Source organism: Micrococcus sp. EWR3.9.1 (assembly GCF_052615555.1).
In genome coordinates this window covers 35,480-54,847 of record NZ_JBQXFD010000006.1, presented here as the reverse complement: position 1 = coordinate 54,847, position 19,368 = coordinate 35,480, and the positions used below count along the sequence as shown (strand labels likewise).

Annotated in this window: 19 protein-coding genes; 11 read left to right on the top strand and 8 right to left on the bottom strand. The window is 73.4% G+C overall.

All coding sequences use genetic code 11. From position 1 onward, the window contains the following. The first annotated feature begins 1 nt into the window (after nt 1). Genes tsaB through ACUJ8O_RS05530 form a run of 4 tightly spaced genes read left to right on the top strand, consistent with a single transcriptional unit; the run spans nt 2 to nt 2,956 of the window. Nucleotides 2-673, top strand: coding sequence for a tRNA (adenosine(37)-N6)-threonylcarbamoyltransferase complex dimerization subunit type 1 TsaB (tsaB, locus tag ACUJ8O_RS05545; protein WP_134416853.1), 672 nt, complete (start codon nt 2-4; stop codon nt 671-673). After that, a complete protein-coding gene (locus ACUJ8O_RS05540) occupies nt 670-1,257 on the top strand; it encodes a GNAT family N-acetyltransferase (protein WP_095346366.1) in 588 nt (195 codons plus the stop codon). The genes tsaB and ACUJ8O_RS05540 overlap by 4 nt, the downstream gene beginning before the upstream one ends. Nucleotides 1,258-1,283: 26 nt before the next feature. Continuing rightward, a complete protein-coding gene (gene tsaD, locus ACUJ8O_RS05535) occupies nt 1,284-2,375 on the top strand; it encodes a tRNA (adenosine(37)-N6)-threonylcarbamoyltransferase complex transferase subunit TsaD (RefSeq protein ID WP_095346368.1) in 1,092 nt (363 codons plus the stop codon). A 50-nt stretch (nt 2,376-2,425) separates the two neighbouring features. After that, a complete protein-coding gene (locus ACUJ8O_RS05530) occupies nt 2,426-2,956 on the top strand; it encodes a hypothetical protein (RefSeq protein WP_095346370.1) in 531 nt (176 codons plus the stop codon). A gap of 8 nt (nt 2,957-2,964) precedes the next feature. Here ACUJ8O_RS05530 and ACUJ8O_RS05525 read toward each other — a convergent pair whose 3' ends face one another. The 5 genes from ACUJ8O_RS05525 to ACUJ8O_RS05505 form a co-directional block, all read right to left on the bottom strand. Further along, entirely contained in the window at nt 2,965-3,996 is a 1,032-nt protein-coding gene (locus tag ACUJ8O_RS05525) for a cation diffusion facilitator family transporter (protein WP_371506781.1), read from the bottom strand. Then, nucleotides 3,993-4,487, bottom strand: coding sequence for an ABC transporter substrate-binding protein (locus tag ACUJ8O_RS05520; protein WP_159228144.1), 495 nt, complete (start codon nt 4,485-4,487; stop codon nt 3,993-3,995). Before ACUJ8O_RS05520 ends, ACUJ8O_RS05525 begins: the two co-directional genes overlap by 4 nt. A gap of 5 nt (nt 4,488-4,492) precedes the next feature. Then, entirely contained in the window at nt 4,493-5,524 is a 1,032-nt protein-coding gene (locus ACUJ8O_RS05515; protein ID WP_159228143.1) for an NAD-dependent epimerase/dehydratase family protein, read from the bottom strand. Further along, nucleotides 5,521-6,696 carry an alcohol dehydrogenase catalytic domain-containing protein gene (locus ACUJ8O_RS05510; RefSeq protein WP_145015318.1) on the bottom strand — a complete coding sequence of 392 codons (1,176 nt, stop codon included), beginning with the start codon at nt 6,694-6,696 and terminating at the stop codon, nt 5,521-5,523. The genes ACUJ8O_RS05515 and ACUJ8O_RS05510 overlap by 4 nt, the downstream gene beginning before the upstream one ends. Nucleotides 6,697-6,778: 82 nt before the next feature. Next, on the bottom strand, nt 6,779-7,978 hold the full coding sequence (locus ACUJ8O_RS05505; protein WP_095346374.1) for a glutamate--cysteine ligase: 1,200 nt from the start codon (nt 7,976-7,978) through the stop codon (nt 6,779-6,781). A gap of 69 nt (nt 7,979-8,047) precedes the next feature. Here ACUJ8O_RS05505 and ACUJ8O_RS05500 point away from each other — a divergent pair, with 69 nt between their 5' ends. From ACUJ8O_RS05500 to ACUJ8O_RS05480, 5 genes are all read left to right on the top strand, one after another. Beyond that, nucleotides 8,048-9,379, top strand: a complete 1,332-nt coding sequence (locus ACUJ8O_RS05500; protein WP_095346376.1) for a class I SAM-dependent methyltransferase — start codon at nt 8,048-8,050, stop codon at nt 9,377-9,379. Nucleotides 9,380-9,549: 170 nt separating this feature from the next. Further along, nucleotides 9,550-10,614 carry a siderophore ABC transporter substrate-binding protein gene (locus ACUJ8O_RS05495; RefSeq protein WP_095346378.1) on the top strand — a complete coding sequence of 355 codons (1,065 nt, stop codon included), beginning with the start codon at nt 9,550-9,552 and terminating at the stop codon, nt 10,612-10,614. Further along, nucleotides 10,611-11,669, top strand: coding sequence for an iron chelate uptake ABC transporter family permease subunit (locus ACUJ8O_RS05490; RefSeq protein WP_206495912.1), 1,059 nt, complete (start codon nt 10,611-10,613; stop codon nt 11,667-11,669). The genes ACUJ8O_RS05495 and ACUJ8O_RS05490 overlap by 4 nt, the downstream gene beginning before the upstream one ends. Beyond that, nucleotides 11,662-12,750, top strand: coding sequence for an iron chelate uptake ABC transporter family permease subunit (locus ACUJ8O_RS05485; protein WP_206495913.1), 1,089 nt, complete (start codon nt 11,662-11,664; stop codon nt 12,748-12,750). The genes ACUJ8O_RS05490 and ACUJ8O_RS05485 overlap by 8 nt, the downstream gene beginning before the upstream one ends. Next, nucleotides 12,747-13,502, top strand: a complete 756-nt coding sequence (locus tag ACUJ8O_RS05480) for an ATP-binding cassette domain-containing protein (RefSeq protein ID WP_170748263.1) — start codon at nt 12,747-12,749, stop codon at nt 13,500-13,502. The genes ACUJ8O_RS05485 and ACUJ8O_RS05480 overlap by 4 nt, the downstream gene beginning before the upstream one ends. A gap of 205 nt (nt 13,503-13,707) precedes the next feature. On the opposite strand, the gene ACUJ8O_RS05475 is transcribed toward ACUJ8O_RS05480, so the two are convergent. Next, nucleotides 13,708-14,685 (bottom strand): hypothetical protein, encoded by a 978-nt coding sequence (locus ACUJ8O_RS05475; protein ID WP_445373221.1) that lies wholly within the window; start codon nt 14,683-14,685, stop codon nt 13,708-13,710. A gap of 657 nt (nt 14,686-15,342) precedes the next feature. Here ACUJ8O_RS05475 and groES point away from each other — a divergent pair. Together groES and groL are read left to right on the top strand one after the other, a co-directional pair. Further along, a complete protein-coding gene (groES, locus tag ACUJ8O_RS05470; RefSeq protein ID WP_002857590.1) occupies nt 15,343-15,639 on the top strand; it encodes a co-chaperone GroES in 297 nt (98 codons plus the stop codon). Between the two features lie 108 nt (nt 15,640-15,747). After that, on the top strand, nt 15,748-17,355 hold the full coding sequence (gene groL / locus ACUJ8O_RS05465; RefSeq protein WP_095346385.1) for a chaperonin GroEL: 1,608 nt from the start codon (nt 15,748-15,750) through the stop codon (nt 17,353-17,355). A gap of 111 nt (nt 17,356-17,466) precedes the next feature. Here groL and ACUJ8O_RS05460 read toward each other — a convergent pair whose 3' ends face one another. Both ACUJ8O_RS05460 and ACUJ8O_RS05455 read right to left on the bottom strand, forming a co-directional pair. Further along, nucleotides 17,467-18,543: a BCCT family transporter gene (locus ACUJ8O_RS05460; protein WP_306452700.1), complete on the bottom strand. Its 1,077-nt coding sequence runs from the start codon at nt 18,541-18,543 to the stop codon at nt 17,467-17,469. Continuing rightward, a complete protein-coding gene (locus ACUJ8O_RS05455) occupies nt 18,522-19,283 on the bottom strand; it encodes a BCCT family transporter (RefSeq protein WP_306452701.1) in 762 nt (253 codons plus the stop codon). The genes ACUJ8O_RS05460 and ACUJ8O_RS05455 overlap by 22 nt, the downstream gene beginning before the upstream one ends. Nucleotides 19,284-19,368: the final 85 nt, after the last annotated feature.

Sequence of the window (19,368 nt, the reverse complement as noted above, 5' to 3'; positions counted from 1 at the left end):
CATGGCCCTGCTCCTCGCGATCGACTCCTCCGCCGCCGCCTCCGTCGCCGTCCTGCGGGACGGTGAGGAGCTCGCGCGCTGGGCCACGGACGACACCCACGCCCACGCCGAGGTGCTCGCCCCCGCGGTGCAGACCGTGCTCGGCGAGGCCGGCGTCACCGGCACCGCGCTGGACGCGCTCGCGGTCGGCGTCGGCCCCGGACCCTTCACGGGGCTGCGCGCGGGCCTGGCGACGGCGGCCGCCCTCGGCCTGGCCTGGGACGTGCCCGTGCACGGGGTCCGCAGCCTCGACGCGCTCGCCCACGCGGCCGGCGTCGACGCCTTCCGCCACGGGATCGAGGAGTTCGTGGTCGCCACGGACGCCCGCCGCCGCGAGGTCTACTGGGCCCACTACGCGCAGGTCGGCGGGCAGTCGACCCTGCTGCACGGCCCCTTCGTCTCGCCGGCGGACGAGGTCACCCCGCTGCCCGTCTACGGCGCGGGGGCCGGGCTCTACCCCGAGGCGCTGCGCGCGGTGCCGGGCTGGGAGACGGCCACGCCGTCCGCCGTCGGGGTGGGGCAGGTGGCCGAGCTCGCCCTGCGGCGCGGCCGCGGCCTCGTGCCCGCCGAGCCGCTCTACCTGCGCGAGTCCGACGCCAAGGTCCCCGGCCCCCGCAAGCGGGCGGGCGCGTGAGCCCGGCCGAGCCGGCCCCGGCCGGCGACGGGCGCCCGGCCGAGGAGGAGCACGGGCTGCCGCCCGGGTACCTGCTGCGCCCCATGACCGTGTGGGACATCCCCGAGGTGCTCGCCCACGAGGCCACGCTCTTCCCGCTCGACGCCTGGCCCGCGCACTTCTACGAGAAGGAGCTCGCCCAGACCGGCCCCGCCGGCGGACGGGACGCGCACGGCCGCCCGCCCACCCGGGACTACCGCGTGGTCGTCCGCGATGTGGCCGCGCCCGGCTCCACGGACGACGACGGCCCCGCCCCCGGCGAGATCGTCGGCTACGGCGGGATCATGGTGGTCGGCGACGTCGCCGACGTGCAGACCGTGGGCACGGTCGCGGCGGCGCAGGGGCGGGGGATCGGGGCGGCCCAGCTGCGCTGGATGGCCGCGGAGGCCGCGGCGCGCGGCGCGAGCTCGCTCATGCTCGAGGTCCGGGCCTCCAACGCCGCCGCCCGGCGGCTCTACGCGCGCCACGGATTCGAGGAGCTGCATGTGCGCCGCCGCTACTACCCGGGCGGCGAGGACGCCGTGATCATGCGCAAGGCCCTGTGACCGGGCCGCTCACTAGACTGGAGCCCATGCCCACCGCCACCGCAGCCCCCCTCGTGCTCGGCATCGAGTCCTCCTGCGACGAGACCGGCGTCGGCGTCGTCCGCGGCACCGCCCTGCTGGCCCACGAGGTCGCCTCCTCCGTCGAGGAGCACGTGCGCTTCGGCGGCGTGATCCCGGAGATCGCCGCCCGCGCCCACCTCGAGGCCCTCGTGCCCACGATCCGCCGCGCCCTGGACACCGCCGACGTCACCCTCGAGGACCTCGACGCGATCGCCGTCACCTCCGGCCCGGGTCTGGCGGGCGCGCTCATGGTGGGGGTCGCGGGGGCGAAGGCGCTCGCCACGGCCCTCGGCACGCCCCTCTACGGCATCAACCATCTCGTGGCGCACGTGGGCGTCGGCATGCTGGACGGCGTGCGGCCCGCGCAGTGGGACGACCTGCCCGCGGACCTGGGCGCGCTGCTCGTCTCCGGCGGGCACACCGAGATCCTGCGCGTGGGCCGGATCAGCTCCGAGGTCGAGCTGCTGGGCTCGACCATCGACGACGCGGCCGGCGAGGCGTACGACAAGGTCGCCCGGCTCATCGGGGCGGGCTACCCCGGGGGCCCCGTGATCGACCGGCTCGCCGCCCAGGGCGACCCGACGGCCTTCCGCTTCCCGCGCGGGCTCACCGCGGGCAAGTTCGTCGGCAGCGCCGAGGAGCCCGGCCCGCACCGGCACGACTGGTCCTTCTCCGGGCTGAAGACCGCCGTCTCCCGCGCCGTGGAGCAGTTCGAGGCCCGCGGCCTCGAGGTGCCGCGCGCGGACATCGCCGCCTCCTTCCAGGAGGCCGTCGCGGACGTGATCACCGCCAAGGCCGTCCGCGCCTGCCGCGAGCACGGGCTCACCCACCTGATGCTCGGCGGCGGCGTCGCGGCGAACTCGCGCCTGCGCGCCCTGCTCGCCGACCGGTGCCGCTCCGCGGGCATCGAGCTGACCGTCCCGCCCGTGGACCTGTGCACCGACAACGGGGCGATGGTCGCCGCGCTCGGCGCACGCCTGGTGCGCGACGGCGTCGCCCCCTCCGACGCGTGGTTCGGCGCGGACCCGGGGCAGCCGGTCGAGGTCGTCAGCGTCTGAGCGCGCCCGGCCCCTTGCCGCCACGCCCGCACGTTTCGTACACAGGGCCCATGACCGGCCATGAGCACCCCCGCCCCGAGTCCACCTCCGCCGCCGTGGACGAGCAGATGCTGGAGGACTTCCTCAATCAGCACCTGCTCGGCTCCCGCTCCGGTGTGAAGGCGTTCCGCGCCGCCGAGCAGACCTGGGCCGGCACCCCGCAGGAGGCCGCGCTGCGCCGCCTCGGCGACGCCGTCCAGGACGACCAGGACCGCCTCGAGGCGCTCATCGGCGAACTGGGCCTCCGCACCCCCCTGGTGGACCGGGCCGCCGGCGCGGCGGCCGAGGTCGGTGGACGCCTCAACCCCGTGAACGCGCTGCGCACGCGCGGCTCCGGCTGGACGCAGATCGAACTGGACCTGCTGCAGGGCATGCTCCAGGCCAAGTCCGCGATGTGGCACGTCCTCGAACAGCTCGCGTCGCACCTGCCGGCGGTCGACGCCGCCGAGATGCACGCTCTGCGTCAGAGGGCCGCCGACCAGCAGCGCGAGGTCCAGCGCATCACCTCCGCCACTCTCGAGGGACGGTTCCTGCACGGCTGAGGCCCGGGCTACTCCTCGCCCGTCTGATGCTCCCCGGACCGACCGCCGTGCACCTCGGCAGGCAGCTCGTCCACCGGGGCGACGACGACGTCCTGCAGCTTCCAGTCCAGGGCGGTGATCGCGTCCCGCAGCGCGCAGCAGCGGGCCACCGTCACGTCCGCCCCCTCGTGCGGCACCACGAACATCTCCACGTGGAACACGTGGCCCTCATCCCGGACGCGGGCGCCCGCGTGGCGCACCCACGGCTCCGCCCAGGCGACCCGCTCGGCACGGTCGATGAGCGGGTGCGGTCGGGCGCCGTCGATCGTGGCGGCGCGGCGGTCTGCCAGGTTCGTGACGGCCTCCTTCAGGTTCTTCCAGCCGTCCAGCACGATGCTCACGCCCACGAAGATCGCCGCAGCGGAGTCCGCCCACCACCAGCCCAGGCCGATGCCGGCCACGCCGACGATGGTCGCCACGCCCGTCTGCCAGTCCGCCTTGTTCATGTCCGCGTCCGCGTACAGCACGCGGTCGTGGAGCTGCTCGGCCAGCTTGAGCTTCTTGTGGCCGAGGATCATGGGCCCGGGCACGGACAGGGCCATCACGGCCATCATGAACCAGCCCTGCCACACGGTGTGCCCGAACAGGTCGAACGTGCCGATGGGCGGGTGCTCCGCCGTCACCAGGCCCAGCACGGAGTCGCCGACGAGGACCACGCCCATCACGGACAGGGCGACGGCGGCCACGAGGTGCCCCACCCCGACGGACCGGTGAGAGCCGTAGGGCCGGGCCCGCGTCGGGGCCATGCGGGCCACGCGCAGGGCGACGAGGAACGCGATCGGCGGGATCAGGGAGAGCAGGTCCTCGATCCACGCGGCACGCATGGCCTGCGAGGAGCCCATCACGACCGCCACGAGGACGATCGTGACCACCAGCACCCCCAGCGTCGCCCATTCGAGCCGCTTGGCCTGCTGGACCACGCGCTCGATCTCCGGGGGCAGCTCCGTGGCGCCGAACCGGCGCCCGCTCGGCCCCCTCTCGCGGGTGTCCTGCCGCGTCATCGGGCAGCCTCCGCTGCGCGCTGGTCGAAGTACGCCTCGAGGGCCGTGAGCATCTGATTCTCACCCAGGGGCACGGCCATCACGAGCTTCACCGGCTCGCCGTCCGGACCCTGCGCCTCGGCGTAGTCGCGGGTGATGCTCGCGTGCGACGTCCACGGGGACGCCGAGGTCAGGCCGCCGGCCACCAGGTCCACGTCGCCCTTCTCCAGTGCGGTCATGAGCGCCTCCTCCCCGGCCACGGTCCACTCGACGCGTGCGTCGTGCGCCGCGGCGAAGCCGCGGATCAGGTCGGGCTCGGGGCCGACGGGCTCGGCGCCCGAGGCGTCCACGTGGGGCGGGTGGTGCACGACGCCGGCGCGCAGCACCCCGCCCGTGACGCGGTCCAGGGTGCCGTCCGGGTCGGCGGGATAGCCGGAGGAGGTGCAGGCGGTGAACCCGAGGGCGGCGCCCCCGAGCAGGCCCGTCAGGGCGGCCCGGCGGGTGATGGTCATCGTCCTCATTCCGTGGGCGAGTGCGAGCGGTGCCCGGCGTTGCCGAGGCCTTCGGCGCCGTCGAGATGGTCGAGCACGAGGCGGACCGCCTCCCGGGCGTCGGTGGTCTCGGACCAGCCGGTCGCGGCGCGCAGGGCCGTGGTGTCCATGATGGGCACCGCCGCCGCCATGTCCACCCACCCCGGGTCGGTGGGCTGCAGCCGTGCCCGGTAGGTCAGCGCCGCGGCCGCTCGGAACAGGCCCACGGGCAGCTCCAGGATGCGGCGCGCCCCGAGGACGGTGCCCAGGGTGTGCGCGTCCAGCACGGGTTCGGCGGCCACATTGAAGGCCCCGCCCGCCCGATGGGCGATCACGCGCCAGTACGCGTCCGCCACGTCCTGGGCCGTGAGCGCCTGGAATCGCAGGCCCCGCGGGAACGGCAGCACCGGAGTGCGCAGGCGCGCGACCAGCCGGGCGGGGACGAGGTCGCCCAGGAAGTAGTCCTTGATCTCGGGCCCGGCGGCGGACTGGAAGATCAGCCCGGGGCGCAGCCGGGTCACGAGCAGCTCGGGGTGCTCGGCCTGCACGCCGTCGAGGATCGACTCGACCTCGGCCTTCTGCGCGGCGTAGTGCGAGGTGGGGACCCCGGTGGTGGGGTGGGACTCGGCCACGGCGCGGCCCTTCGGCCCGGGCCCGTACGCGCCCACCGAGGACGCGTAGACCAGGTGGGGCACGCCCGCCTCGGCCACGGCCCGGAACACCCGCTCGTTGCCGGCCACGTTGACGGCGCGCAGGTGGTCGCGGTCGCGGTTGGGGCGGATCACCCACACCAGGTCGACGACGGCGTCCGCGCCGGCGACGATGTCCTGCAGCCGCCCCGCCGCCGTGGGCTCCGCGACGTCCAGGCGGTGCCACTCGACGCCGTCGTAGGGCGCTCCGGCCCGATCCGGGCCGCGACGGCTCACGCCCACGATCGAGCTCACCTCGTCCGCGGCCTGGAGGCGGTGCAGGACAGCGGTGCCGACGTTGCCCGTCGCGCCCAGGACGACGATCCTCACGGCTTCAGGACCACCTTGACGCAGCCGTCCTCCTTCTTCTGGAACGTCTCGTAGAGGGCGGGCGCGTCCTCGAGCGGGGCGGTGTGCGTGGTCAGGTCGAGCACGCCGAGGGGGTCGGACGGGTCGTCGAGCAGGGGCAGCAGGTCGTCCACCCAGCGGCGGACGTTGCACTGGCCCATCGTCAGGGTGACCTGCTTGTCGAACAGGGTGAGCATCGGCATCGGGTCCTTCATGCCGCCGTAGACCCCGGAGAGCGACACCGTGCCGCCGCGCCGGACCGCGTCGATCGCGGTGTGGAGGGCGCTCAGGCGGTCGACGCCGGCGGTCTTCATGGCCGCCCGGCCGAGCGCGTCGGGCAGCAGGCCCACGGCGGTGTGGGCCGCATGCCCCGCCGGGGAGGCGTGCGCCTCCATGCCGACCGCGTCCACGACCCCGTCGGGGCCGCGGCCGCCGGTGCGCTCGCGGAGCACCTCGGCCTCGCCGCCGTCGGCGTCCAGGACCTCGATGCCGTGCCGGGCCGCCATCGCGCGGCGCTCGGGGACCGGGTCGACACCGATCACCCGGTACCCCAGGTGCACGCCGATGCGCGCCGCCAGCTGGCCGATGGGGCCGAGGCCGAGCACCGCGAGCGTGCCGCCGTCGGGGACGTTCGCGTACTGGACCCCCTGCCAGGCGGTGGGGACGACGTCCGAGAGGAACAGCCACTGCTCATCCGGGCCGGTGTGCGGCACCTTCACGGGGCCGTAGTCCGCGTGGGGCACGCGCAGCAGCTCGGCCTGCCCGCCGGGGACGGAGCCGTAGAGCCGGGAGTAGCCGAAGAGTGCGGCGCCGGAGCCCTGCTCCCGCACCTGGGTGGTCTCGCACTGGGACTGCAGCCCGCGCTGACACATCCAGCACCGGCCGCAGGAGATGGTGAAGGGCACGACCACCCGGTCACCGGGCCGGATGTGGGTGACCTCGGACCCGACCTCGCGGACGATGCCCATCGGCTCGTGGCCGATCACGTCCCCCGCGTCCATGAACGGCCCCAGGACCTCGTACAGATGCAGGTCCGACCCGCAGATGCCGGTCGAAGTGACCTCGATGATCGCGTCCGTCGGCTCCTGGATCCGCGGATCCGGGACGTCCTCGACGGCGACGTTGCGCTTTCCCTGCCATGTGAGTGCTCGCATGGTGCGACCGTAGCCGCGCCGGGCGGGGCGGCGGAAGCCTGCAGGGGCGGCGGGGCCGCCACCTCGCCGGGGGAACGGCCGCTCAGCCGGTGCGGCCGTCCAGCGACGCGCGGGTGCGGGCGGCGGCGTCCAGCACGACCGCGCGCAGCGGGGCCACCGAGTCTCCTGCGTCCTGGCCCTCGGCCGGCGGCGCGGCGGCCGCCTCCTTCTCAATCCGGCGCTGCCGGGCCGCGGCGCCGCCGTCGTCGATCATCGCCTGGACGCCGGCGAGCTCCGCCGCGCAGCCCAGCCGCTCGGCGACCGGGGTCAGTCGCTCGATCTCCGCCGGCAGGTGCTCCGCCAGCGGGACCTGGGTGCCCCGGGCGTCCACGATCACGGTGGCGTCCATGCCGTACCGGGCGGCGCGCCACTTGTTCTCCTGCACGTGCCACGGCGGCAGGACCTCGACCGTCTCACCGCGCTCCAGGCTCGCGGACAGGTCATCCACGAGGCACTGCGTGTAGGCGGTCACGGCGGCGATCTCCTCGAGCGTGGCCAGGCCGTCGCACGCGCGCATCTCCACCGTGCCCAGGCGGGGCACGGCCCGCACGTCCCAGCGGCACTCGGTGACGTCCGCGATCATGCCCACCTGCTCCATCTGGGCCACGCAGCGTTCGAAGTCCTCCCACTCCTGGAACTGGAACGGCAGGCCGGCCGTGGGCAGCTGCTGGAACAGGAGGGTGCGCTGGGACTGGTAGCCCGTGTCCGTGCCCGCCCAGAAGGGGGAGGAGGCCGAGAGTGCGAGCAGGTGCGGCACGCGGTTGACCAGGCCGTTCACCACCGGCATGGCCTTGGAGACGTCGTCCAGGCCCACGTGCACGTGCACGCCGAAGATCAGCAGCTGCCGACCCCAGTACTGGGTGAGATCCAGCATGCGGTCGTAGCGCTCACTGGGTGTCGAGGGCTGCGCGATCGCGTCCGCGAACGGGTGCGTGCCCTGGCAGAACAGGGAGATGCCCCGCGCCGCCGCGGCGTCGGCCACGCGCGCGGCGATCCGGCCGAGGTCCGCCGTCGCGGCGTCGACGCGCTCGTGCACGCCCGTGACGAGCTCCACCGTGTTCTGCAGGAGCTCGCTGGTCATGTGCGGGTTCACGTCGTCGTCGGCCAGGCCCTCGGCCACATGCAGGGCGCGCAGCAGGTCCGGGGCCTCGGAGCGCAGCTCGCCGGACACGGCGTCCACGAGCGCGAGCTCCCACTCGATTCCGAGAGTGGACTGCGCGGAGTCGGCGAAGGGCAGAGTCATGCCGCCCATCCTAGAAGCCCGTGATGGGCCTGCGCCTGGTGTCCACGCTTCGGACCTAGGGTGGGGCGCATGGCCCGTCCCCGCCCCGCCTCCCGCCCGCCGCGCCCCACGGCCGCCGCCTCGGAGGCGGACGCCACCGCCCTGGCCCCCGTCCTCGAGCCGGAGGGCCGCGCGCTGCTCGACTCCCTCGCCGGGTACCGCGAGGCCGACGCGCTCGCGGTCTCCTCCCGCCTGCGTGCGGCCGGGCATCCTCCCGAGCGCGTGGCCGCCGCGCTGACCCAGGCCGCGCTGCGGTCCCGAGCGGAGGCCCGCCTCGGGCCGGAGGCGCGCCGGATGCTGTTCACCCGCGACGGCCTGGAGCAGGCCACCCGCCCGCTGGTCGCGGGCCTGCACGCGGACCGGCTGGCGGCCGCGGGGGCCCGGCGCGTCGCCGACCTGGGCTGCGGTCTCGGCCTGGACGCGCGCGCCTTCGCCGACCGGGGCCTGGACGTCGTGGCGGTGGAGCGGGACGCCGTCGTCGCCGCGGCCGCCGAGGTGAACCTCGCCGGCCACCGCGGTGCGCGTGTGGTGCACGGCGACGCCGTGGCCTGGGCCCGCGCCCACGTGCCCGCCCAGGCGGACGCGGTGTGGCTGGACCCCGCCCGCCGTCAGGTCGGCGGGGGCGGGTCCGCGCGCGTGTTCGACCCCGAGGCGTTCTCCCCGCCCCTGAGCGTCGTGACGGACATCGCCGCGACGGGCGTCCCCGTGGGTGTCAAGCTCGGCCCGGGGCTCCCGCACGAGGCCGTGCCGGCGGGCGCCGAGGCCGAGTGGGTGAGCGTCGACGGCGACGTCGTGGAGGCCGCCCTATGGTTCAACGCGGCGGCCCGCCCCGGGGTGCGGCGGGCGGCGCGCGTCATGACCGTCCATGGCGGGAAGACGACGACGGCGCAGCTCGTCTCCGGCGCGGACTTCGGCGACTCGCCCGAGGTCGAGGCCGTGGGGGAGGAGGGCATGGCAGGGCTCGTCGGCGCGGTCCTGCACGAGCCGGACGGCGCGGTCATCCGGGCCGGACTCGTGACGGACCTGGCCGCGTCCTGGCCCGTGCCGACGCGGCAGCTGGACCCCCACCTGGCCTACCTCGTCGCGCCCGAGCCCGTGCACGACGGCCTGGCCCGCGCCCATCGGATCGAGGCGGTGCACGGTTTCCACCTGGCCTCCCTGCGGCGCTGGGCGAAGGAGACCGGGGTGGGCCGGCTGGACGTGAAGAAGCGGGGCATCCGCGAGACGCCCGAGGAGGTGCGTCGCGCCGTCCTCGGCGGGGCGAAGCCGGGCCGGCGTGGCGGGGCCGGACGGCACGCCACCCTCGTGCTGGCGCGCGTGGGTCGGTCGCGGTTCGCCCTCGAGGTCACGCCGTTGGACTGACGGGGCTCGAGGCCACGGGCTCCGGGCGGCGGGAGCCGTCGAACCCCCGTTGGGGGATTACGGCACCCTCGTGTACGGTATTCGACTGAGGAAAGGCTCACCTCCACGGGAGCGCGCCCACCACCCCGACTGCTCATCCCGGGGCAGCCCCGCCGCCCAGAAGGAGAACCATGCCGCGTTCCGCCCGCGCCCCCCGCCTCGCCCGTCTCGCCCTGACCTCGGTGGCGGCCCTCGCCCTCGTCGGCTGCTCCGCCGGCGGCGCGGCCACGGGCTCGTCCTCCGCGAGCGCCTCCGGCGAGTCCTCGGCCTCCGCGAGCGCCGCCGGCGGCTCCTCGGCCGCCTCGGGCGGCATCGCGGCCGGGGTCACCGTCACCGACATGTCCGGCGCCGAGGTCACCCTGCCGGAGGAGGTCGACTCCGTCATCGCCACGGACAACCGCACCTTCCGCACGCTGGACGACTGGGGCGTCGAGCTGTCGGCCGCGCCGAAGCAGATCATGTACAAGGGCGAGGGCGGGCCCTCCTACCTCCAGGACGACTCGGTCGCCGACATCGGCAACCACCGGGAGCCGGACATGGAGCTGTTCGTCACCGCCGAGCCGGACGTCGTGTTCAACGGCCAGCGGTTCAACGAGCGCAAGGCCGAGATCGACGAGCTGACCGGCGACGCCGCCGTCGTGGACACGGACTTCGACGTCACGCAGACCCCCATGGACGAGGGCCTGAAGGAGCTGACCACCCTGCTGGGCGAGGCCACCGGCCACGAGGCCGATGCCGAGAAGCTCATCGCCGACTTCGACGCCGCCACCCAGCGCGCCAAGGACGCCTACGACCCCGAGCAGACCGTCATGGGCCTCATCGCCTCGGGCGGAGAGCTGTCGTACGTCGCGCCCAGCACCGGTCGCGCCATCGGCCCGTTCTTCGACATGCTGGAGCTGACCCCGGCCCTCGAGCAGTCGGGCACCGACAACCACCAGGGCGACGACATCTCCGTCGAGGCCATCGCGAAGTCGAACCCGGACTGGCTGATCGTCATGGACCGCGACGCCGCCATCGGCGAGGAGAACGCCACCGCCGCCGAGCTGATCGAGCGCTCCGAGGCCCTCCAGGACGTGACCGCGGTGAAGGAGGGCAACATCGTCTACCTGCCCGCCGACTTCTACGTCGCCGAGGACATCCAGAACCACACCACCGTCATGGAGGACCTCGCGAAGGCCTTCGAAGGCGCGCAGTGATCCTCGACGTGCGTCACCACGTCGCCGACGCCCCGCCCCGGCTCGAGGAGCCGGGGCGGGGCGACCGCGTGTGCTGGGTCCCGCCCGCCGTCCTGCGGCCCGAGCGCACCCGCTGGCAGCGCACCTGGCCGCTGCTGGTCGGCGTCGTGGTGACCGCGGCCCTCATCGTGGTCTCGCTGTTCGTGGGCGTGTACGACGTCGGCGCGGAGGGCGGACGCGAGATGTTCGCCATCACGCGCGTGCCGCGCACGGTCGCCCTCGTGCTGGCCGGCGCCTCGATGGCGATGTGCGGGCTGATCATGCAGCTCATGACGCAGAACCGCTTCGTGGAGCCCAGCACCACGGGCACCACCGAGTGGGCCGGTCTCGGCTTATTGGTGACCATGGTGCTCGTGCCGGGGGCGGGCCTGGTGACCCGGATGGCCGGGGCCATCCTCTTCGCCTTCGTCGGCACCCTCGTGTTCTTCCTCTTCCTGCGGCGTGTGCGCCTGCAGTCCTCCCTCATCGTGCCGATCGTGGGCATCATGCTCGGCGCCGTCGTGGGCGCCGCCTCGACGTTCCTCGCCCTCCAGACGGACATGCTGCAGCAGGTGGGCGCGTGGTTCGCCGGCTCGTTCACCTCCGTGGTCCGCGGCCGGTATGAGCTGCTCTTCCTCGTGCTGATCGTGTGCGTGGCGGTCTTCGTCATCGCGGACCGCTTCACCGTGGCCGGCCTCGGCAAGGACGTCGCCACGAACGTCGGCCTCAACTACGACGCCGTGATCCTCACCGGCGTGGCCATGGTGGCCGTGGCCACCGGCGTGGTCACCGTGGTGATCGGGGCCCTCCCGTTCCTGGGGCTCGTGGTCCCCAACCTCGTGTCCATGGTCCGTGGCGACAACCTGCGCATGAATCTGCCCTGGGTGGTCATGGTCGGCGTGTGGATCGTGATCGTCTGCGACCTGATCGGGCGCACCGTGATCGCCCCGTTCGAGGTGCCCATCTCGCTGATCCTGGGCCTCGTGGGCGCGATCGTGTTCCTCGCCCTGCTGCTGAGGCAGGCCAAGCATGGCTGAGCCGCTCGCGACCGCCCCGGGTCGCCTCCCCGCCCCGCTCGGCGGCGCCACCGCCGCCGGGCCCGTCGACGCCGACGCCCCGCGCCGGTCCGGCGCGTTCGTCACCGCCGCCGAGCGCCGGAGGTATGCGGTCGTCGTCGCGGTGCTGGCCGCCGTCGCCGTGCTCTCCACCGCCGGGGTCCTGCTCTGGGGCAACGAGGCCGAACCCGGCTCACGCGCGTTCTGGATGATCGCGCGGATGCGCGTGGAGTCCCTGGGCGTGATCGGGATCGTGGCGCTGTGCCACTCCTTCGCGACCGTCAGCTTCCACACGGTGACGGGCAACCGCATCATCACGCCCTCGATCATGGGGTTCGAGGCGCTCTACACCGCCGTGTCGACCGCCGCCGTGTACGTGCTGGGGGCCGCCGGCGTCGCGGTGCTGACCGGGGTGGGGCCGTTCCTCGCCCAGGCCGCGCTCATGGTGGCGCTGGCGACGGCCCTGTACTCGTGGCTGCTGTCCCGGCCCTATGGCAGCGTCCATCTGATGCTGCTCGTGGGCGTGGTGCTGGGCGGCGGGCTGGCCGCGCTGAGCACGTTCATGCAGCGACTGCTGGACCCGAACTCGTTCGACCTGCTGAGCGCGCGGCTCTTCGGCAACATCTCCAACGCCCGGACCGAGTACGTGGCGATCGCCGCGCCCATCGCCGTCGTCGTGTGCGCGCTGCTGTGGCTGCGCTCCCGCCGCCTGAACACCTTGGCGCTCGGCGCCGACGCCGCGACCAACCTGGGCCTGCACCACCGGCGCGAGCTCATGGTGACGCTGCTGCTGGTCTCCGTGCTGATGGCCATGACCACCGCGCTCGTGGGCCCGATGACGTTCCTCGGCTTCCTCGTGGCGACGCTGGCGTACAGCCTCGTCGACACCCACGACCACCGGTTCATCCTCCCGGTGGCGGCGCTGGCCGGGTACGCGGTGCTCACGAGCGCCTACTTCGTGCTGCGGCACGTGTTCTACGCGGGAGGTGCGGTCACGGTGGTCATCGAGCTGATCGGCGGCATCACCTTCCTGATCGTCGTGATGAGAAAGGGACGTCTGTGATCGAGCTGCGCGGCGTGGTGAAGCGCCACAGCGACGAGGTGTGCATCGGACCCGTGGACCTGGACATCCAGGCCGGGGGAGTGACCGCGCTCGTGGGGCCCAACGGGGCGGGCAAGTCCACGCTGCTGACGATGATCGGCCGGCTGCAGGACGCCGACGCCGGGACGATCGCCGTGGGTGGGCACGACATCACCACGATGCCGTCCCGGAGGATCGCGCAGACCCTGTCCATCCTGCGGCAGGAGAACCACTTCGTGACGCGGCTGACCGTGCGACAGCTCGTGGGGTTCGGGCGCTACCCGTACACGCGCGGGCGGCTGACCCTGGAGGACGAGCGGCACGTGTCCGACGCGATCGACTTCCTCAACCTCGGCCCGTTCGAGAACCGGTACCTCGACCAGCTCTCGGGCGGCCAGCGGCAGCGGGCGTACGTGGCGATGGTGCTGGCGCAGAACACCGAGTACGTGCTGCTGGACGAGCCGCTGAACAACCTGGACATGCAGCACTCGGTGCAGATGATGCAGCAGCTGCGCCGGGCCGCCGACGAGCTGGGCCGGACCGTGGTGATCGTGCTGCACGACATCAACTTCGCCGCCCACTACGCCGACCGGATCGTGGCCATGGGCGACGGCCAGGTGGTGGAGACCGGCACCCCGGCCGAGATCCTGCGCCCTGAGGTGCTGGAGCGGATCTTCAAGACCCCCTGCAGCGTGGTGGACGGACCGCACGGGCCGCTCGCCGTGTACTACTGAGGCGGGCGACGGTGAGGCCGGCCCGGGTCGGTCCGGGCGGGGGTCGGGTGCCCGGCCGACGCGAGCGTTCCGTGGGCAGAACCCGCCGGGTCTCGCCTTCCGGGGGCAGAACCCGCGTGTTTCCAGGTTCCGTGGGCAGAAGCACCCTCGCTTCTGCCCACGGAACCCCTGCGCATGGACGGCAGGGCCATACGCGACGACGACGTCAGGCATCCCAGCCGTTCGAGACCTGTGCTCGTCGTCTGAGGACGGCCTCGATCACCCGCGCATATCCCTCGCCGACGTCCCGGCCCGTGACGTGCAGGGTCATCTGCCCACGCTCCGCGTAGTACTGGTCTCGTCGGGCGTCCCGGGCGTGTTGCTCGGCACTCCGGTGCACCTCGCCGTCGTACTGGAGGACGAGCCGGCAGTCCTCGAACCACAGATCGGCCTCGGGGGCGTTCCGCCGCCCGGGGTCGAACACGTGCTGCAGCGTCGGCTCGCCCAGCCCCGCCTCGACGAGCGCCAGCCTCAGCCGGGTCTCCTGCGGCGAGTCGGCACCCACCCGTACGCGCTCGAGCGCCGCCGTCGCCCGCGGTCTTCCGACGAACCGCCCGAGCGGCCGCATCGCCTCGTGCAGCGCGGTGACCGTGGTGATGGGAGGCCGCCGGCCGCGCGGGGACCAGGGGTGACGGACCAGGTGGTCACCCGCCGACACGAGGGATGCCTCGTCCCAGGGGTGGCCGATCGAGCACAGATCGAGCCAGGTCCGTTCCGGCGTCGTCACCCGTAGCCCGAGCACGGAGGTGACGTGGCCGGCGGGCAGGGGTCTGCGGTGCTCCATAACGCCGGGGATCCGCGCCCGTGCGGTGCCGCGGTGCAACGTGATCTCGACGGCGGCGCGTCGCGTGGCCCCGCCCGGGGGAAGCGGGAGGCCGTGGAGGTGCGCCGCCGTCTCGTGGGAGAGAACGGCGTCGGGACGGGACCGCAGGAGGGCGGTCAGCAGGTCGAGGCCGACCCCGTGGTGCGGCGGCGGGAGCCCGGCCGACTCCCAGGTGCGCAGCGGCATGTCACGGCGACGGTGGATGCCGCGGGCGAGGCGGAGGACGTCGGACCGCCGCACCCGGCTGGGCGGCAGACCGCGTTCGAGCACGTCGCGGGTGGTGAAGACGGGGACGAGGGGGAGATCGGGGGCGAAGGACATGGGTCGACCCTGACGCGGTCGGTCCGACGGCGGCCGGGCGGGCCGCGTGTCTGTGCACAACGGCGCGGGGTGGGCCGGCTGTGCAGGACTCGGCGACGGCCGGTTGTCCCGTCGGGACGACGTCGTCATGGCTCGGTGGGCAGAACTGCGAGGAGTTCCGCCCACGCAACATCCGTGGGCAGAAGAGAGGGCGCTTCTGCCCACGGAGATCGAAAACCTGCGGATGCTGCCCACGCGGTGGGCGGGGGTGCGGTTTCTGCCCACGGAGGGTGGCGGGGGTGCGGTTTCTGCCCACGGAGGGTGGCGGGGGGGCAGGGTGGGGAGTGGGGGAGGGACAGGATCCCGGCCGCAGTCGTGACCACTCCGTGTGCTCCTGGGCCCGGAACCCGCCCCGCCCGCCGCCCCACCGCATCGTGCCACCGACCTCCGCCCTCGGCGGACGGCGGGGACACGGCTGGCACTCATGTTGAAGGAGTGCCAAAACCCGGAGTAGAATCGGGGCTGGCACCCGGGGGTACCTGGTGCCAATGCCCGAGGTGGACCGTCCGGCACCGCGACGACGGAGGGTCTGACGCCCGTGGCGCACCCGCAGACCACAGCATCAGCGGACCGGCGAGCCCGCCGGAGCCGCACGTCGACGAAGAAGGAGTGTGCAGCATGTCTGTCTCCATCAAGCCCCTCGAGGATCGCATCGTTGTCCGCCCCCTGGAGGCCGAGCAGACCACCGCGTCGGGCCTCGTGATCCCGGACACCGCCAAGGAGAAGCCGCAGGAGGGCCAGGTCGTGGCCGTGGGCCCGGGCCGGGTCGCCGAGAACGGCAACCGCGTGCCGGTCGACGTCGCCGAGGGTGACGTGGTGCTGTACTCCAAGTACGGCGGCACCGAGGTCAAGGTCGGCGGCGAGGAGTACCTGGTGCTCTCCGCCCGCGACGTGCTGGCCGTCGTCACCAAGTGACCCCGCCGCGACGGGCCCGGTGAGCGGCGCGCACCGCACCGGTGCGCGCGCCCCGGGCCCCTCGCGTCCCCGCACCCCCTGACTCCCTGAACGAAAGGAGCGTCCGTCATGGCCAAGCAGCTGGCTTTCAACGACGACGCACGCCGCGCCCTCCAGGCCGGCATCGACAAGCTCGCCGACACCGTCAAGGTCACCCTCGGCCCCAAGGGCCGCAATGTGGTGCTCGACAAGGCGTGGGGCGCACCCACCATCACCAACGACGGCGTCACGATCGCCCGTGAGGTGGAGCTGGAGGACCCGTACGAGAACATGGGCGCCCAGCTCGCCAAGGAGGTCGCCACCAAGACCAACGACATCGCAGGCGACGGCACCACCACCGCCACCGTCCTGGCCCAGGCGCTCGTGAACGAGGGCATGCGCCAGGTCGCCGCCGGCGCCGCGCCGGGCGAGGTCAAGAGGGGCATCGAGGTGGCCGTGGCCGCCGTCGAGCAGCGCCTGCAGGAGAACGCCCGCCCGGTCGAGGGCAAGGAGGTGGCCCACGTGGCCGCCATCTCGGCCCAGAACGACGAGGTCGGCGAGCTGCTGGCCCGCGCGTTCGAAACGGTCGGCACCGACGGCGTCATCACCATCGAGGAGTCCTCCACGACCTCCACCGAGCTGGACGTCACCGAGGGCATGCAGTTCGACAAGGGCTTCCTGTCCCCGTACATGGTCACCGACGCCGAGCGTCAGGAGGCCGTGCTCGAGGACGCCTACGTCCTGATCAACTCGGGCAAGATCTCCAACGTGCAGGAGCTGCTGCCCCTGCTGGAGAAGGTCGTGCAGGCCAACAAGCCGCTGTTCGTGATCGCCGAGGACATCGAGGGCGAGGCCCTGTCCACCCTCGTGGTCAACAAGATCCGCGGCACCCTGAACGTCGTGGCCGTCAAGGCTCCGGGCTTCGGCGACCGCCGCAAGGCCATGATGCAGGACATCGCGATCCTCACCGGCGCCCAGGTCGTCTCCCCGGACCTCGGCATGAAGCTCGAGCAGGCCGACCTGGACGTGCTCGGCTCCGCCCGCCGCATCACCGTCACCAAGGACGAGACCACCATCGTCGACGGCGGCGGTGCGCCCGAGGACGTCGAGGCCCGGATCGCCCAGATCAAGGCCGAGGCCGCCGCGACCGACTCCGACTGGGACCGCGAGAAGCTCCAGGAGCGTCTCGCCAAGCTCTCCGGCGGCATCGGCGTGATCCGCGTGGGCGCCGCCACCGAGGTGGAGCTCAAGGAGCGCAAGCACCGCATCGAGGACGCCGTGTCCTCGACCCGCGCCGCCCTCGAGGAGGGCATCGTGGCCGGCGGCGGCACCGCGCTCATCAACGCGCTGACCGCGCTCGACACCGACGCCGACGTCCAGGCCCTGACCGGCGACGCCGCCGTGGGCGTGGACATCGTCCGCAAGGCCCTGAAGCAGCCGCTGCGCTGGATCGCCCAGAACGCGGGCGAGGACGGCTACGTGGTGGTCTCCAAGGTCGCCGAGCTGGAGCCGAACCACGGCTTCAACGCGAAGACCGGCGTCTACGGCGACCTGATCGCCGACGGCGTGATCGACCCGGTCAAGGTGACCCGCTCCGCGCTGGCCAACGCCGCCTCCATCGCGGCCCTCGTGCTGACCACCGAGACCCTCGTGGCGGACAAGCCCGCCGAGGAGGACGAGGCCGACCACCAGCACTGAGCCGGCCCCGGCCCGTCCGAGCCGAGACCGCTCCCCTCGACGACGCCGCCCCCGCACCTTCCGGCCGGAAGGTGCGGGGGCGGCCTCGTCACCGGGGCGGGGAGGGGCGGCTCATCCGCGCCGGTCGGCCTCCTCGAGGTACTCGCCCGTGGCGTAGTCGTAGTCCACGGGATTGCCGTCCTCGTCGGTGCGCCGGTACCAGTCCGTGACCTCGGCCGCGGTAGAGTCGAACTCCGCGCCCACGGCGTACTGGCTGCCGGTGGGGACGGGCTCCACGGCCAGGGTGAAGTCGTCGCCGTGGTCCTCGATGCCGTGCCGCACCGCCTTCTGCAGGGCCGCCCGTTCGTACTGCTCCCGGAGGGCCTGCGGATCGTGGCGCAGCTCCCGGTAGAGGGCCACCGCCATGAGGACGATCACCACGGAGAACGGCAGGGCCGTGACGGTGATGAGGTTCTGCAGGCCCGTCAGCGCCGTGTCGCCGCCGGTCAGGAGCATGACGACGGCGATGCCCGCCATGCACAGCGCCCAGAACGCGGTGACCAGGCGGTTCGGCCGGGGCGCGCCCCGCTGCGACAGCTGCGAGTTCACGAGGGAGGCGGAGTCCGCCGTCGTGATGAAGAAGATGGCGAGCATGACCATCACGAGCGGCGCGATGAGCCGCGCGCCCGGGAACTGGTCCAGGACGGTCCAGAAGATCTCCGCGGGCGCCGGCATCGAGGCCGCCGTGCCGTCGGGGGCGATGGCCCCGCGCTCGCGCTGCAGCCAGATGGTGGTCCCGCCGATGACGGTGAACGCCGCGATGATCACGGACGCCGGGATGAACAGCGCGCCCAGGACGAACTGGCGGATGGTGCGGCCGCGGGAGATCTTCGCGACGAACACGCCCACGAAGGGCGCCCAGCTGACCCACCAGGCCCAGTAGAACGTGGTCCAGGAGGAGAGGAAGGTCTGCATCGCCGGCCCCTCGGCCATGCTGGCGCCGAGCATGTCCGGCATCTCGCCGACGTAGTCCATGAGGACGCCGGGGATCACGTTGAGGATGAACGCGGTGGGCCCCACCACGAAGAAGAAGACGGCGAGGGCCAGGGCCAGCACCATGTTGACGTTGGAGAGCCAGCGGATCCCGCGGGCCACCCCGGAGACCGCGGAGGCGATCGTCCCGATGGTCAGCAGCACGATGATGCCCATGGCCAGCAGGTTGCCCCCGGGGACCAGCCGGTCACGATCTCCACCCCGCGGCCGATCTGCAGCGCCCCGATGCCCAGGGACGCCGCGGTGCCGAAGAGGGTGGCGATGATGGCGAGGGAGTCGATCAGGCGGGCGCCGAACGAGTCGGTGCGGTCGCCGCGTCCGAACAGCGGCATGAGGATGGAGCTCATGAGCGGCACACGTCCGCGGCGGTAGGACACGTACGCCACCGCGAGGCCCACCACGGCGTAGATCACCCACGCGTTGACGCCCCAGTGCAGCGCGGCCTGGGCCATGGCCCCGGTGACGGCCGCGTAGCTCGCGGGCTTCTCGCCGTCCAGGCCCAGGGTGATGTCCCCGTAGCGGGAGAAGGCCAGGGCCAGGAGGAACACGACCAGGCCGATCGCCAGCAGCGAGAATATCCAGCCCAGGTTCGTCATGACCCAGGACAGGGCCGCGCTGGAGACGGCCAGGACGTCGTCGGGTCGGGTGACGCCCCAGGCCACGAATCCCAGCACCAGGGCGCCGACGACGAGGAGGACGACCTTGTCCACGCGGTAGCGGACCTGCTGGTCCTCGATCGAGACGCCCGGCACGAGGGCCGGGTGGATGCCGTGCTGGTAGGTGACCTCGTGCACGAACCGGCGCAGCCGGGTGCGGGTCCGCGAAGCCGGGGCGGGGATCGCGGGGCCGGAGCGGTCCGGGGACAGGTCGGAGGCCTGCTGCAGTGGGGTGCCCACCCGTTCAGGGTAGGCCCGCGCGTCCGGGTCCCGGTCGGCTGAGGCCCCGGGCGGGGGCGTCATGCGAGCGACGTGACCTCCCTCA

What these genes read in the sequence shown, in the direction of transcription:
- ACUJ8O_RS05495 (WP_095346378.1), top strand. Translation starts at nt 9,550, where the DNA reads ATGCCGCGTTCCGCCCGCGCCCCCCGCCTCGCCCGTCTCGCCCTGACC.
- groES (WP_002857590.1), top strand. Translation starts at nt 15,343, where the DNA reads ATGTCTGTCTCCATCAAGCCCCTCGAGGATCGCATCGTTGTCCGCCCC.
- ACUJ8O_RS05485 (WP_206495913.1), top strand. Translation starts at nt 11,662, where the DNA reads ATGGCTGAGCCGCTCGCGACCGCCCCGGGTCGCCTCCCCGCCCCGCTC.
- ACUJ8O_RS05505 (WP_095346374.1), bottom strand. Translation starts at nt 7,978, where the DNA reads ATGACTCTGCCCTTCGCCGACTCCGCGCAGTCCACTCTCGGAATCGAG.
- ACUJ8O_RS05520 (WP_159228144.1), bottom strand. Translation starts at nt 4,487, where the DNA reads ATGACCATCACCCGCCGGGCCGCCCTGACGGGCCTGCTCGGGGGCGCC.
- ACUJ8O_RS05475 (WP_445373221.1), bottom strand. Translation starts at nt 14,685, where the DNA reads ATGTCCTTCGCCCCCGATCTCCCCCTCGTCCCCGTCTTCACCACCCGC.
- ACUJ8O_RS05460 (WP_306452700.1), bottom strand. Translation starts at nt 18,543, where the DNA reads ATGGGCATCATCGTGCTGCTGACCATCGGGACGATCGCCTCCGCGGTC.
- ACUJ8O_RS05500 (WP_095346376.1), top strand. Translation starts at nt 8,048, where the DNA reads ATGGCCCGTCCCCGCCCCGCCTCCCGCCCGCCGCGCCCCACGGCCGCC.
- tsaB (WP_134416853.1), top strand. Translation starts at nt 2, where the DNA reads ATGGCCCTGCTCCTCGCGATCGACTCCTCCGCCGCCGCCTCCGTCGCC.
- ACUJ8O_RS05525 (WP_371506781.1), bottom strand. Translation starts at nt 3,996, where the DNA reads ATGACGCGGCAGGACACCCGCGAGAGGGGGCCGAGCGGGCGCCGGTTC.
- groL (WP_095346385.1), top strand. Translation starts at nt 15,748, where the DNA reads ATGGCCAAGCAGCTGGCTTTCAACGACGACGCACGCCGCGCCCTCCAG.
- ACUJ8O_RS05530 (WP_095346370.1), top strand. Translation starts at nt 2,426, where the DNA reads ATGACCGGCCATGAGCACCCCCGCCCCGAGTCCACCTCCGCCGCCGTG.
- ACUJ8O_RS05510 (WP_145015318.1), bottom strand. Translation starts at nt 6,696, where the DNA reads ATGCGAGCACTCACATGGCAGGGAAAGCGCAACGTCGCCGTCGAGGAC.
- tsaD (WP_095346368.1), top strand. Translation starts at nt 1,284, where the DNA reads ATGCCCACCGCCACCGCAGCCCCCCTCGTGCTCGGCATCGAGTCCTCC.